Origin of the sequence: Pedobacter namyangjuensis, from assembly GCF_003313325.1 — a bacterium.
Lineage (GTDB): Bacteria > Bacteroidota > Bacteroidia > Sphingobacteriales > Sphingobacteriaceae > Pedobacter > Pedobacter namyangjuensis.
Map to the genome: position 1 here is coordinate 91,286 of NZ_QMHQ01000004.1, position 12,794 is coordinate 104,079.

Below are 12,794 nucleotides of genomic sequence, written 5' to 3' on the forward strand. Positions count from 1 at the left end.
AAAATTATTACATCCAATCTACTAAAACAAATGTTAAGTGGTTTGGCTTTCACAAAGCTATGCCGTAACTTTGCAGTTCATTAAAAACAAAAAAGCATGTCATCAGTAGAGACTTCATACGTTCCTTATAAAGTTAAGGACATTTCACTGGCAGAATGGGGCCGTAAAGAAATTGGATTAGCAGAGGCAGAAATGCCTGGTTTAATGTCGCTTAGAAAAGAATTCGGACCATCTAAACCTTTAGCGGGCGCTCGCATTGCAGGTTGTTTGCATATGACCATCCAAACTGCAGTTTTAATTGAAACATTGGTAGAACTTGGTGCAGAAGTTACATGGTCGTCTTGTAATATTTTCTCAACTCAAGATCACGCTGCCGCTGCAATTGCTGCTGCTGGTATTCAAGTTTATGCTTGGAAAGGCTTAAACGAAGCCGATTTCGATTGGTGTATTGAGCAAACTTTACATTTTGGTCCAGATCGTCAGCCATTAAACATGATTTTGGATGATGGTGGTGATTTAACCAACATGGTTTTCGATAAATATCCTGAGCTAATTGCAGCAATTAAAGGTTTATCTGAAGAAACTACAACTGGTGTACACCGTTTATACGAAAGAATGAAAAACGGAACATTGCACTTACCTGCAATTAACGTTAACGATTCTGTAACTAAATCTAAATTCGATAACAAATACGGATGTCGCGAATCATTAGTAGACGCAATTCGTCGTGCAACTGATGTAATGATGGCTGGTAAAGTTGCCGTTGTTTGCGGTTATGGCGATGTTGGTAAAGGTTCTGCAGAGTCGTTAAGCTCGCAAGGTGTACGTGTTATCGTTACCGAAATCGATCCAATTTGTGCTTTACAAGCAGCAATGGAAGGTTACGAAGTAAAACGTTTAGATACCGCTATTAAAGAAGCAGATATCGTTGTAACTACAACTGGTAACTGTGATATCGTTCGCGAAAAACATTTCCGTGCGTTAAAAGACAAAGCTATTGTATGTAACATCGGCCACTTCGACAACGAAATTGACATGGCTTGGTTAAATGGGGCTTATGGCGATACTAAAGTTGAAATTAAACCTCAGGTTGATAAATATACTATCGACGGTAAAGATGTAATTGTTTTGGCAGAAGGTCGTTTGGTTAACTTAGGCTGTGCAACTGGCCACCCAAGTTTTGTAATGAGTAACTCGTTCACAAACCAAACTTTGGCGCAATTAGAGTTGTGGACTAACCCAGGTAAATACGAAAACAAAGTTTATGTATTACCTAAGCATCTAGACGAAAAAGTTGCTCGTTTGCACTTAGAAAAAATTGGTGTAGAATTAGACGTTTTAGATCAGCACCAAGCAGATTATATCGGCGTAGCTGTAGAAGGTCCTTTCAAACCAGATACTTATAGATACTAAGAAAGAAAGTTTGGAGTTAAAAGTAGAAAGTTATCTTTCATCCTCGCTCCTTATTCTTTAACCTTAAAAAAGGGATGTGCAAAATGCATATCCCTTTTTTTATATCGTCGTCTTTGTAAGGTGGCTTTTTCAGCCGATTAATCAATTTTTTTTTGCAAAACTATGTCAGTAGCGTTTTGGGTTGTTCAGTCCCGCTGTCCGTTTTACTCTCTTCGTTCGTGCTCACTTCCATCTGGTTTATTTTACAAAAGCTTAATGCCTTTTTGTAAAACTTGTTTCCTGCAAAAGTGCTAATTGGTCGGTATTATACAGCAACTCGCAATCTACCTTATTCATTGCCGTTATTGCTGCCAACAAACACCAAAACAAAACACTGGCTTTAGCCAAAAATTACACAAAACAGTTTATCAATAGTTAATGATAAGCTACATTTGCTTTTTCAAACTTAATTTTCAAAGAATATGAAGGCCTTAATCATTGCGCTATTTGTAACTTTTGCTGGTTTATCGGCTAGTGCACAAACAAAACCTCAACAAAAAACCACAAAACAACAAACGGTTATTAAAGATAAAGTTGTAGAAATTGCCTGTGGCGAATGCAAATTTAAAATGGAAGGGAAAAGTTGCGATCTAGCGGTAAGAATAGACAGCAAACCTTATTTCGTAGACGGAAAAAAAATTGACGATTTTGGTGATGCCCACGATGAAAAGCATGGTTTTTGCAATGTAATTAGCAAAGCAAAAGTTACCGGCGAGATTGTTAACAATCGCTTTAATGCAAAGTCTATTGCACTTATAAACGATAAAAATTAAAGTTCGTAAGCTAAGTGCATCGAAACTAGGTTGTAATTATGATTGGTGCTTTTATAGCTTATCGTAGAGGTTTCGGTATTTATAATCTCGTATGATTTTACTTTATTAGCATCTAAAAATAGCTGCAGCTTCTGGTTCAAACGTTCGGCAACAACATCGTCTTCAATAATGTTATCAGTCAAACCTTCGGCCATAAAGGCATAAGAGATTCGCATATATTTTTGGATCGTTTTATTTGTAAATCTGCTTAATATTTAATCAATAAACAAAATTTCCGCTAACAATAAAACCCATTGAGCGTTCAAAACCTTAAACCTTACACCCTTCCGCCTTCAACCTTAATTCATATCTTTGCTTTATGACAAAATTATCAGTCAACATTAATAAAATAGCTACACTACGCAATAGCCGTGGTGGCAACAATCCTGATTTGGTTAAAGTTGCACTAGACTGTGAGCGTTTTGGCGCACAAGGTATTACCGTACATCCACGTCCAGACGAAAGGCATATCCGCTACCAAGATACTTTTGATTTAAAAGCCGTAATTGCAACAGAATTTAATATAGAAGGTAATTGCAAAGAGCAAAAATTTATAGATCTTGTTTTAGCAAACAAACCAGCACAAGTAACTCTGGTACCCGATGTATTAGGACAAATAACCTCTAACCACGGCTGGGATACTATTAAAGAGAAAGATTACTTAAAAGAAATGGTTTCTGTTTTTCAAACTGCCGGCATTCGAGTTTCTATATTCGTAGACCCTGTTTTAGAAATGGTTGAAGGTGCGCTAGCAACCGGTACCGACAGAATCGAACTGTATACCGAAGCTTATGCCAGCAATTATCACAATGATAAAGAACGAGCAATTGCACCTTATATTACAGCTGCAAAAAAGGCAAACGAATTAGGTTTAGGCTTAAACGCTGGCCACGATTTAGATTTAGATAACCTGCAGTATTTTGCGCAAAACATTCCTAATCTATTGGAGGTTTCCATCGGCCATGCCTTAATAAGCAACGCACTTTATTTCGGGCTGGAAAAAACCATTCAACTTTATTTAAAACAGCTTGCATAATATAAGCGAAAAGCCTAAAGCAGAAAGCTTCGGACTTTAAGCTTTCGCTTTCAACCTAAATCTATGTTAAAAGGAATTCTCCTCGTATTATTTGGTGCCTGTAGTTTCGGCATCTTATCCACTTTTGTAAAACTAGCTTACGCAGAGGGTTACACTTTGTCTGACGTAACAGGTACGCAAGCATTTTTCGGCATGGTTCTTTTATGGACTGCCTTCCTCATACAATCAAAAACAAAATCTAAAAACAAACCAAACCCGGTAATAAAAACCCATTGGTTAAAGTTGGTTGGCGCCGGTATGTTTTCGGGCATGGTTAGTTTGTGCTACTATCAATGCGTAAAATTAGTTCCTGCATCCGTAGCTATCATTTTGCTCATGCAATTTGTATGGATTAGCGTTCTTTTGGAGTTGATTATCTACAAGAAGAAACCAACCGGAAACCAAATTTTAGCGATCATATTTATTTTAACCGGCACTATTGCCGCAAGTGGTTATTACGAAAGTGTGTCGGCTAATTTTAATATCACTGGCATTATTTACGGCTTAATTTCCGCGGCGTTTTATGCATCGTTCTTAATGCTAAATGGCAAACTTGGCACAGAATATCCGGTACTTAAAAAAAGCGCCTTAATGATAACTGGCGCTTGTATTATTGTCTTTATCCTACTTCCACCCTATTTTTTAATTAATGGTGCTTTAGGTGGCAGTTTATTAAAATGGGGATTGATATTGGCAGTCTTTGGAACCGTAATTCCACCCTTATGTTTTGCAGGTGGCATTCCAAAAGCAGGTTTAACGTTAAGTTCTATTTTGAGCTCGGTAGAACTACCGGTGGCCGTAAGCATGTCGGCAATTGTTTTAAAAGAACCAGTTAGCGCTATACGTTGGTTAGGCGTTATAATCATTTTAGGAGCGATGATTTTACCCAATTTGGAAAATTTAAAAAAGGGAAATATCTTTAGAACAAAAACCGCGTAAAAACGTAGTTAACAGTGATTGCTTTATACCCGCATCAACCTAAACCGAAAACCATGAAAAAAAAGTTATTTTCAGCATTATTACTTGTAGCAATTGCATTTGGTGCCTGTAAAAACGTAGCAACAATTAACGAAGAAGAAGCCGGTACCGTTATTACGACTTACCTAAAAGGAAACCCAGAATATAAAACCGATAGATTTCATTTTGGGGAGATGAAATTTAATAGCAAAAAAGATATGGTTGAATTGGCAAAATATAAAACCCTTGCCAACGAAGGTTTTGTAACTTTAACTTTAAAAGAAGCCAGCAAAAAATTCTTGTCAAAAGACAGTAGTTATGTTTACCAAATTACATTAACTGACAAAGCAAGCGAATTGGTACTTAAGCAAGATGAAGACAAAGCAACGGTGAAAGTTGTTACATACGAATTGGCTAGCGAAAAGCCTGTAGACTTTAATCGTGTTAACGACAATAATGCAAAAGTTACGGTATCGCTTAAAAAAATAAACACCGTTTTTGCACCATTTCAAAAAAACAGCAAAGACAACAGCGATTTCATAACTAAAACCTATCGCTTAAAATTAGATAAGGAAGAAGGCTGGAAAGTGAATAAGTAAGTTTAGGGCTTAGGGAAAAAATCAGTTCGTTCTCTTTTGTTGGTGTTGAGGTTTATTCTTTTAAAATTTATCCTCACCTTGCTTGGAACATCCCAACTTTACAGCATTCCAGCTTTACAACCTTCCAACCAAGTTACAACCCCAATTTGCCACCAAAATATGACGCTTTAACGTGCTTTTTGATACCAAAAAATAGTTGCGGATTTCTTACCTTTGCGCAATCATTTATTGCTATACTACATGAGCTTAAACATTCATTACCAAGAAGATTTTCAAGACCGCCATATTGCGCCAAATAGCGAAGATACTGCGGCTATGCTACAAACCATTGGCGTAAATTCTATTGATGAGCTGATCGAACAAACAGTTCCTCAAAAAATTAGGTTAAAACAGCCTTTAAACTTGCCGAAAGCAAAATCTGAGGTCGATTATTTAGCCAGTTTAAAGCAAACTGCATCATTAAATAAAGTTTACAAATCTTACATTGGGCAAGGTTATTATGATACGGTTACACCTGGTGTAATTTTACGTAACGTAATGGAAAACCCAGGATGGTACACCCAGTATACGCCTTACCAAGCAGAAATTGCACAAGGTCGTTTACAAGCGTTGTTAAATTTCCAAACAATGGTTATAGATTTAACCGGAATGGAAATTGCCAATGCGTCTTTGTTAGATGAAGGTACCGCAGCTGCGGAAGCTATGTTTATGCAATACAGCTTACGCAAAAATCAAAAAGCTACTAAATACTTTGTGTCTGAGTTAATCTTTGCACAAACCATAGATATTTTAAAAACCCGTGCTAATCCATTCGGTATAGAATTGGTAATTGGCAACCACGAAACATTTACCGCAACCGAAGAATTTTTCGGTGCAATTGTTCAATATCCGGCAGGTAATGGCGAAGTGTTTAATTATACAGATTTCGCTTCTGCTTTGCATACGCAAAACATAAAATTAACGGTAATTGCTGATTTATTAAGCTTAACCTTATTGACTCCTCCGGGAGAATGGGGGGCTGATGTGGTTGTTGGTACTACGCAACGTTTTGGCGTACCAATGGGTTTTGGCGGTCCACATGCTGCATATTTTGCAACTAAAGACGAGTATAAACGTTCAATCCCGGGTCGTATTATTGGTGTAACTATCGATAGCAATAACAATTACGCTTTGCGTATGGCGTTGCAAACTCGCGAGCAACACATCCGTAGAGATAAAGCAACTTCTAACATTTGTACAGCTCAAGCTTTATTAGCTATTATGGCTGGTTTTTATGCAGTTTATCACGGACCAAAAGGCTTAAAACTAATTGCAGAGCGTACTCATGGTTTGGCTGTAACATTGGCTGCATCTTTAAAAGAGGCCGGCTACAATGTACTAAGCAAATCATTTTTCGACACCGTTCAGTTGGATTTAGGTGACTTGACCGGATCTATCCACAAAGAATGTTTAGACAATAACATCAACCTTAATTATAACGGAAACGTAGTAAGCATCGCTTTAGACGAAACAACTTCATTTGATGATGTAAAACTACTGGTACGTATATTTTCCAAAGTTAAAGGTATTGCTGCCGACAGTATAAATGTTGCAGAAAAAGCGAATACCACCATAGCTTCGGCTTCTCAACGTACTTCTACTTATTTAACACACCCAGTTTTCAACTCGCACCATTCAGAGCACGAAATGTTGCGTTACATTAAATCTTTAGAAACAAAAGATTTATCGCTTTGCCACTCTATGATTGCCTTAGGTTCATGTACCATGAAATTAAATGCAACTACAGAAATGATTCCGGTTACTTGGCCTGAGTTTGGTAAAGTGCATCCTTTTGCACCGAACGACCAAGTTTTAGGTTATTATACCATTTTTGATGAGTTGGACAAATGGTTAAGTGAAATTACTGGTTTCGCTGCCATGAGCTTACAACCAAACGCTGGCGCTCAAGGCGAGTATGCAGGTTTAATGGTTATCCGTGCTTATCATCAAGACAGAGGAGATCATCACCGTAATATTGCATTAATTCCTGCATCTGCACATGGTACCAATCCTGCTTCTGCAGCTATGGCCGGTATGAAAATCGTTGTGGTTAAATCTTTAGAAAATGGAAACATCGATGTTGAAGATTTAAAAGCAAAAGCGGCTGAACATGCAGCAAACCTATCGTGTTTAATGGTAACTTACCCTTCTACACACGGTGTATTCGAAGAAAGCATTATCGAAATTTGCGAAACTATCCATCAACATGGCGGACAAGTTTACATGGATGGTGCAAATATGAACGCACAAGTTGGCCTAACTAGTCCTGCTAATATTGGTGCAGATGTTTGCCACTTAAACTTACACAAAACCTTCTGTATTCCTCACGGTGGTGGTGGTCCTGGCATGGGCCCTATCGGTGTTGCTGCCCACTTGGTAAAATACTTACCGGGTCACGCTGTGGTTAACATAAACAACGAAAAATCAATTCCGGCAGTGTCTTCTGCACCTTGGGGTTCGGCTTCTATTTTAATTATCTCTCATGCTTACATCGCAATGATGGGTGGCGAGGGCTTAACAGATGCAACTAGATACGCCATCCTTAACGCCAACTACATGAAAGCTAGGTTAGAGAAACACTATCCTGTATTGTATTCTGGTGCTCAAGGTCGTTGCGCACACGAGATGATCTTAGATTGCCGTAGCTTTAAAAACTTCGGTATTGAGGTAGTTGATATTGCAAAACGTTTAATGGATTACGGTTTCCACGCTCCTACAGTTTCATTCCCGGTTGCCGGAACCTTAATGGTTGAGCCTACAGAATCTGAGCCTAAGCACGAACTAGACCGTTTCTGCGATGCTTTAATAGCAATTAGAAATGAAATTACCGAAGTAGAAAACGGAAGCTTGGACAAAACAGATAACCCATTAAAAAATGCACCACATACCGCTGCAGTAGTAACTGCTAACGAGTGGGAGCATGGTTATAGTCGCCAAACGGCAGCTTTTCCTTTGCCTTACGTAGCGGCTTATAAATTCTGGCCTTCAGTGGGCAGAGTTAACGATAGCCATGGCGATAGAGCACTAATTTGCGCTTGCCCTCCTATCGAAAGCTATATGGAAGAGGAAGCTTTAGCATAAGCTATTTATCATACAAAAGTGTTATCCTGAGCGTTGCTGAAGGATTCCGAGAAAAAATAGCCCGAGCAATTCGGGCTATTTTTTTTGTGAAAAACTTTAAGGTTTTCTTTCCAAATTCAAAGAACCTGCCATTTGCATTATAAATCGCATAGGTAGTTTTTGAAAAGCAATTGCAGTTTTTCATCTTAATGTTAGTCCTGCCATCATTGCAATCTTTTTGCCATTGCTAGTTTACATCGTCATCGCAAGGAGAGCAACGACGAAGCGATTTATCTAGTTGATTACTTGCAAAAAGGATTTTCACTTTGTCAGGTTTATTGTACAAACAGCACTGCCATTATTAAAAAACCGTTCAATTCCATATTTCTTTTCAGGCCCGTTGCTTATATTTGGTATAACAAAGCTAACCAGATGGAAACACTGCCTTTTAACACCACTCCCGAAAAAGAGATCGTAACCACAAGGATTTTAAATTACCCTCAGCAATTGGTTTTCGACGCTTGGGCAAATCCAGCTCACTTAATAAATTGGTGGGGACCAAAAGGTTTTACAAACACTTTTAACGAATTTGATTTTAGAGAAGGTGGCAAATGGAGCTTTGTAATGCATGGGCCAGACAAGGGCAACTATGCGAATGAATGTGAATTCGTAAAAATCGAAAAACCATCTTTTATTGCCTGGAAACGCCATTCGAAACCTTTGTTTCAAGTAGTTGCAAGTTTTAAGGAAATAAGTAAGGAACAAACCGAAGTTATTTTCAAAATGATATTTGCAACCGCGGATGAGTGCAGTAAAATAAGGCCGTACGTAATTGACAAAAACGAGGAAAATTTCGACAAGCTGGAAGTTGAATTGAGTAAGATGTAATTTGTTTAGTATTAATACGAGTGGCCGACCTTATCTCAACCACGATGAGAGTCTTCGACAAGCTCAGACTGATATTTTTTGTCCTGGTAGATTGCTTCGTGCTACCCGTTGCGCAAGGACGAAAATCTGTTAGCGCTGTTTAATGCCGTTCGAGATTTGTAATCTCGAACATACTATACGTCCTATACGTAAATTCCTAATGTAACCCATTCTAATTTTTTCGCGTCTCAGGATCAAAGTAAAATTCATGAAAAAACACCTTGTTATTGCATTATTCTTATTTATCTACAGTTCTTTAAACGCTCAAACGTTTGAAGCTAAAGTAGACAGTCTAATTTCTGTTACTTTTAAAGATAAAACCAGCCCAGGTGGAGCCTTTCTTATTGCAAAAAATGGAAAACCTGTTTACCGGAAAAGTTTCGGCAAAGCAAATTTAGAATTGGGTGTCGATTTAAATAACGAAAGTATTTTTCAACTAGGTTCTATAACTAAACAGTTTACTGCAATTTCCATTTTGATGTTGGCAGAACAAGGAAAAATCAGCCTTGATGCGCCAGTAAAAAGATACATTCCTGATTATCCGAACGGCGAAAACATTACGGTTCATCACCTGCTAACGCATACATCTGGTATTAAAGATTTTACCAAAATGAAAAATTTGCAACAGATTGCGCAAAAAGATCTAAATCCAAAGGAAGTTATTGATTTCTTTAAAAATGAAACCCCAAATTTTCTACCTGGTGAAAAATTTGAGTATAACAACTCGGGCTATGTTATTTTAGGTTATTTAATTGAGCTCACCTCTGGAGAAACGTACGAGAATTATATACAAAAGCATATTTTCGAGAAATTAGGAATGAAAAATTCTCGTTATGCGAGCGACAGAAGCCTAATAAAAAATCGAGCGTACGGCTATCAACTAAAAAACAACGTTTACGTTAACAAAAGTGTAATTAGCTTTAATATTCCCTATGCCTCCGGCTCATTAATGTCTACCACCGGTGATATGCTGATTTGGCAAAATGCGTTAAAAAATAACCTTCTGTTACAACCCGCTACTGCTAAAAAAGCCTTTACAAAGTACAGCTTAAATAATGGCGAACATTTTAGCTATGGCTACGGTTGGCATATAAAAACCATAAATGAAATAGAAAGTAGAGACCATGGTGGCAGTATATTTGGATTCAAATCTATGGCGGTTTATATTCCAACGGAAGATATTTATGTAATTGCGTTAACTAATTGCGATTGTAATTCACCTACCGAACTAACTCGAGATTTGGCAAAAGTGGCTCTATCATATTTTAAGGATTGATAAAGAACATCTTCAATTTTATGCGCAATGCAACTTTAAATAGATGCACAGCCGGAACGATGCTAAACCCGATTTAGCGAAAATACTTTTTATAAAAGCTTGCAGGTTGTACAAACCTGCGAGGTTTAAAAAGATTGTAGCGAGAGCGGGACTGCTTTATCCGAAAAGCCTTTGTATTTGCTTTTCAAAAAAAATACGCCTACAACAATGCAAAACTGAAAAAAAATAACCAATGACATTAACCAACTAATAACATTTGAGCGATATATTTGGAATGGAACGAAAATTAGGATAGTTTTGGTTTGAAAACGTGGCCAACAAAACCCACGATTATTTAACTAGCAAAAAAACTATGATTATTGAACCTAGAATGCGAGGATTTATATGTTTAACCGCACACCCTAAGGGCTGCGAGCAAAACGTAATTAATCAAATTAACTATGTCAAATCTAAGGGCGCAATTAACTCACCTAAAAAGGTTTTGGTAATTGGTGCATCAACAGGATTTGGTTTAGCATCTAGAATTACTAGCGCATTTGGCAATGGCGCATCTACCATTGGTGTTTATTTTGAAAAACCACCTAAAGAAGGAAAAACTGCTTCGCCAGGTTGGTATAATACTGCAGCTTTTGAAACCGAGGCGCAAAAAGCCGGACTTTATGCAAAAAGCATTAACGGCGATGCATTCTCTGATGAGGTAAAACAGCAAACTATTGATTTAATAAAAGCAGATTTAGGTCAGATCGACTTAATAATCTACAGTTTAGCTTCGCCAGTTAGAACAAATCCAAAAACTGGTATTACGCATCGCTCTACGTTAAAACCAATTGGTGGTACTTTTAGCGATAAGACAGTAGATTTTCATACTGGAATTGTTTCTGAAGTTTCTATTGAGCCTGCAAACGAAGAAGAAATTGAAAATACCGTTGCTGTTATGGGCGGCGAAGATTGGGAAATGTGGATTGATGCCTTAAAAGCCGAAAACCTTTTAGCTGATGGTTTTACTACAGTTGCTTATTCTTACATTGGCCCGGCGGTTACAGAAGCCGTTTACCGCAAAGGTACTATTGGCCGTGCAAAAGATCATTTAGAGGCTACAGCTTTTTCAATTAGCGATAAGCTAGCAGATGTAAATGGAAAAGCTTACGTTTCTGTAAATAAAGCTTTGGTTACGCAAGCTAGTTCGGCCATTCCGGTTATTCCGTTATATATTTCTTTCTTATATAAAATTATGAAAGAAGATGGCATACATGAAGGTTGTATTGAGCAAATTCAGCGTTTATTTGCAGAGCGATTATATAGCGGTGGCGATGTGCCTGTGGATGAAAAAGGCAGAATTAGAATTGACGATTGGGAAATGCGTGAAGATGTGCAAGCAAAGGTTGCTGAGCTTTGGAAACAAGCTACAACCGAGACTTTACCTGCAACTGGCGATTTAGCTGGATATAAAACTGACTTTTTAAACTTATTTGGATTTGATGTAGCTGGTGTTGACTACCAAGCAGATGCCAATGAAATGGTTGAAGTACCGGGTTTAGTTGAGCCTAAGAGCTAATTAATTTAAAGTACATAATTCGGAAGTTAAAAACCTCATTCAATTAATTTTGGGTGAGGTTTTTTAGTAATTTAGCAAAACAAATCGTTTAAGGGTATGTCAAATATTAAACTTATTATAGAAGAAAGGCCAAGTGATATAGGCAATTTTATGGTTGGAAGGTTGTTGCCTTTTAGAGAAAAAAGAATGGTTGGTCCATTTTCTTTTATAGATCATATGGGCCCGGCTTTGCTGAGCGACCATGAGAATTTGGATGTTCCGCCACACCCGCATATTGGTTTATCTACGTTAACCTACCTTTTTGAAGGAAGCATGATGCATCGCGATAGTTTGGGTACAGAAATAGAGATTAAACCTGGACAAGTAAATTGGATGACTGCTGGAAAGGGAATCGTGCACTCAGAGAGAACGCCAGAATACCTGCGCCAATCTGAAAAAAGCCTGCATGGATTACAAATTTGGGTGGCTCTACCAAAAGATTTAGAGCAGATGGAACCTGAGTTTTATCACGCAGATGCGGATGATCTGCCGAGCTGGAATACAGACGGGGTACAATATAAACTCATTGCTGGCGAAGCCTTTGGTAAAAAATCGCCAATACCCGTTTACAGTCCTTTGTATTTTTTAGAACTGAAAAGCGAGGAGGAAAAAACGGTTAAAATTGGTGAATATCTTTTTGGCGAAAGTGGCATTTACATATTGGAAGGTGCTATAGAAAATGATGATAATTCTTTTGAGCCAAAACAATTATTGGTAGCCAAAGACAGCTCGCTTTGCGAATTTACCATGAAAGCAAATACTACTATTTATATTTTTGGTGGCGATGCATTTCCGGAAGAGCGTTTTATCTATTGGAATTTTGTTGCAACAAGCAAAGAACTGATTGAAGAGGCAAAAAACAAATGGGTAAACCAAGAATTTGAAAAAGTACCCGGAGAAACAGATTTTGTGCCTTTGCCGGAGAGGAGGGTTTAATTCGAGTTGTCAGTCTGAGCCTGTCGAAGCTTCTCAATCCTTCGACAAGTTCAGGATGACAGCATGC

At 37.9% G+C, this 12,794-nt stretch carries 11 protein-coding genes; 10 read left to right on the plus strand and 1 reads right to left on the minus strand.

Annotated features, from left to right (window positions below):
• Window positions 1–96: 96 nt before the first annotated feature.
• Both ahcY and DUT69_RS16045 read left to right on the plus strand, forming a co-directional pair.
• Window positions 97–1,413 carry an adenosylhomocysteinase gene (ahcY, locus tag DUT69_RS16040; RefSeq protein WP_113654279.1) on the plus strand — a complete coding sequence of 439 codons (1,317 nt, stop codon included), beginning with the start codon at window positions 97–99 and terminating at the stop codon, window positions 1,411–1,413.
• Between the two features lie 461 nt (window positions 1,414–1,874).
• Window positions 1,875–2,225 (plus strand): DUF6370 family protein, encoded by a 351-nt coding sequence (locus tag DUT69_RS16045; RefSeq protein ID WP_113654280.1) that lies wholly within the window; start codon window positions 1,875–1,877, stop codon window positions 2,223–2,225.
• Here DUT69_RS16045 and DUT69_RS16050 read toward each other — a convergent pair.
• Window positions 2,222–2,440, minus strand: coding sequence for a hypothetical protein (locus DUT69_RS16050; RefSeq protein WP_113654281.1), 219 nt, complete (start codon window positions 2,438–2,440; stop codon window positions 2,222–2,224). The genes DUT69_RS16045 and DUT69_RS16050 overlap by 4 nt on opposite strands.
• Before the next feature lie 143 nt (window positions 2,441–2,583).
• Between DUT69_RS16050 and DUT69_RS16055 the strand changes: the two genes are divergently transcribed.
• The 8 genes from DUT69_RS16055 to DUT69_RS16095 all read left to right on the plus strand — a co-directional run bounded on the left by DUT69_RS16055 (window position 2,584) and on the right by DUT69_RS16095 (window position 12,727).
• Window positions 2,584–3,300: a pyridoxine 5'-phosphate synthase gene (locus tag DUT69_RS16055; protein WP_113654282.1), complete on the plus strand. Its 717-nt coding sequence runs from the start codon at window positions 2,584–2,586 to the stop codon at window positions 3,298–3,300.
• Window positions 3,301–3,363: 63 nt separating this feature from the next.
• Window positions 3,364–4,278 (plus strand): EamA family transporter, encoded by a 915-nt coding sequence (locus DUT69_RS16060; protein WP_113654283.1) that lies wholly within the window; start codon window positions 3,364–3,366, stop codon window positions 4,276–4,278.
• Between the two features lie 53 nt (window positions 4,279–4,331).
• Window positions 4,332–4,895, plus strand: coding sequence for a hypothetical protein (locus tag DUT69_RS16065; RefSeq protein ID WP_113654284.1), 564 nt, complete (start codon window positions 4,332–4,334; stop codon window positions 4,893–4,895).
• Window positions 4,896–5,135: 240 nt separating this feature from the next.
• Window positions 5,136–8,015 (plus strand): aminomethyl-transferring glycine dehydrogenase, encoded by a 2,880-nt coding sequence (gcvP, locus tag DUT69_RS16070; protein WP_113654285.1) that lies wholly within the window; start codon window positions 5,136–5,138, stop codon window positions 8,013–8,015.
• A 411-nt stretch (window positions 8,016–8,426) separates the two neighbouring features.
• Window positions 8,427–8,882: an SRPBCC family protein gene (locus DUT69_RS16080; protein WP_113654287.1), complete on the plus strand. Its 456-nt coding sequence runs from the start codon at window positions 8,427–8,429 to the stop codon at window positions 8,880–8,882.
• A 247-nt stretch (window positions 8,883–9,129) separates the two neighbouring features.
• Window positions 9,130–10,197, plus strand: coding sequence for a serine hydrolase domain-containing protein (locus tag DUT69_RS16085; RefSeq protein ID WP_113654288.1), 1,068 nt, complete (start codon window positions 9,130–9,132; stop codon window positions 10,195–10,197).
• Between the two features lie 352 nt (window positions 10,198–10,549).
• On the plus strand, window positions 10,550–11,752 hold the full coding sequence (gene fabV, locus DUT69_RS16090) for an enoyl-ACP reductase FabV (protein ID WP_113654574.1): 1,203 nt from the start codon (window positions 10,550–10,552) through the stop codon (window positions 11,750–11,752).
• A gap of 96 nt (window positions 11,753–11,848) precedes the next feature.
• A complete protein-coding gene (locus DUT69_RS16095) occupies window positions 11,849–12,727 on the plus strand; it encodes a pirin family protein (protein ID WP_113654289.1) in 879 nt (292 codons plus the stop codon).
• Window positions 12,728–12,794: the final 67 nt, after the last annotated feature.

Coding starts and splice junctions, on each gene's coding strand:
- ahcY (WP_113654279.1), top strand. CDS start 97: ATGTCATCAGTAGAGACTTCATACGTTCCTTATAAAGTTAAGGACATT.
- DUT69_RS16045 (WP_113654280.1), top strand. CDS start 1,875: ATGAAGGCCTTAATCATTGCGCTATTTGTAACTTTTGCTGGTTTATCG.
- DUT69_RS16050 (WP_113654281.1), bottom strand. CDS start 2,440: ATGCGAATCTCTTATGCCTTTATGGCCGAAGGTTTGACTGATAACATT.
- DUT69_RS16055 (WP_113654282.1), top strand. CDS start 2,584: ATGACAAAATTATCAGTCAACATTAATAAAATAGCTACACTACGCAAT.
- DUT69_RS16060 (WP_113654283.1), top strand. CDS start 3,364: ATGTTAAAAGGAATTCTCCTCGTATTATTTGGTGCCTGTAGTTTCGGC.
- DUT69_RS16065 (WP_113654284.1), top strand. CDS start 4,332: ATGAAAAAAAAGTTATTTTCAGCATTATTACTTGTAGCAATTGCATTT.
- gcvP (WP_113654285.1), top strand. CDS start 5,136: ATGAGCTTAAACATTCATTACCAAGAAGATTTTCAAGACCGCCATATT.
- DUT69_RS16080 (WP_113654287.1), top strand. CDS start 8,427: ATGGAAACACTGCCTTTTAACACCACTCCCGAAAAAGAGATCGTAACC.
- DUT69_RS16085 (WP_113654288.1), top strand. CDS start 9,130: ATGAAAAAACACCTTGTTATTGCATTATTCTTATTTATCTACAGTTCT.
- fabV (WP_113654574.1), top strand. CDS start 10,550: ATGATTATTGAACCTAGAATGCGAGGATTTATATGTTTAACCGCACAC.
- DUT69_RS16095 (WP_113654289.1), top strand. CDS start 11,849: ATGTCAAATATTAAACTTATTATAGAAGAAAGGCCAAGTGATATAGGC.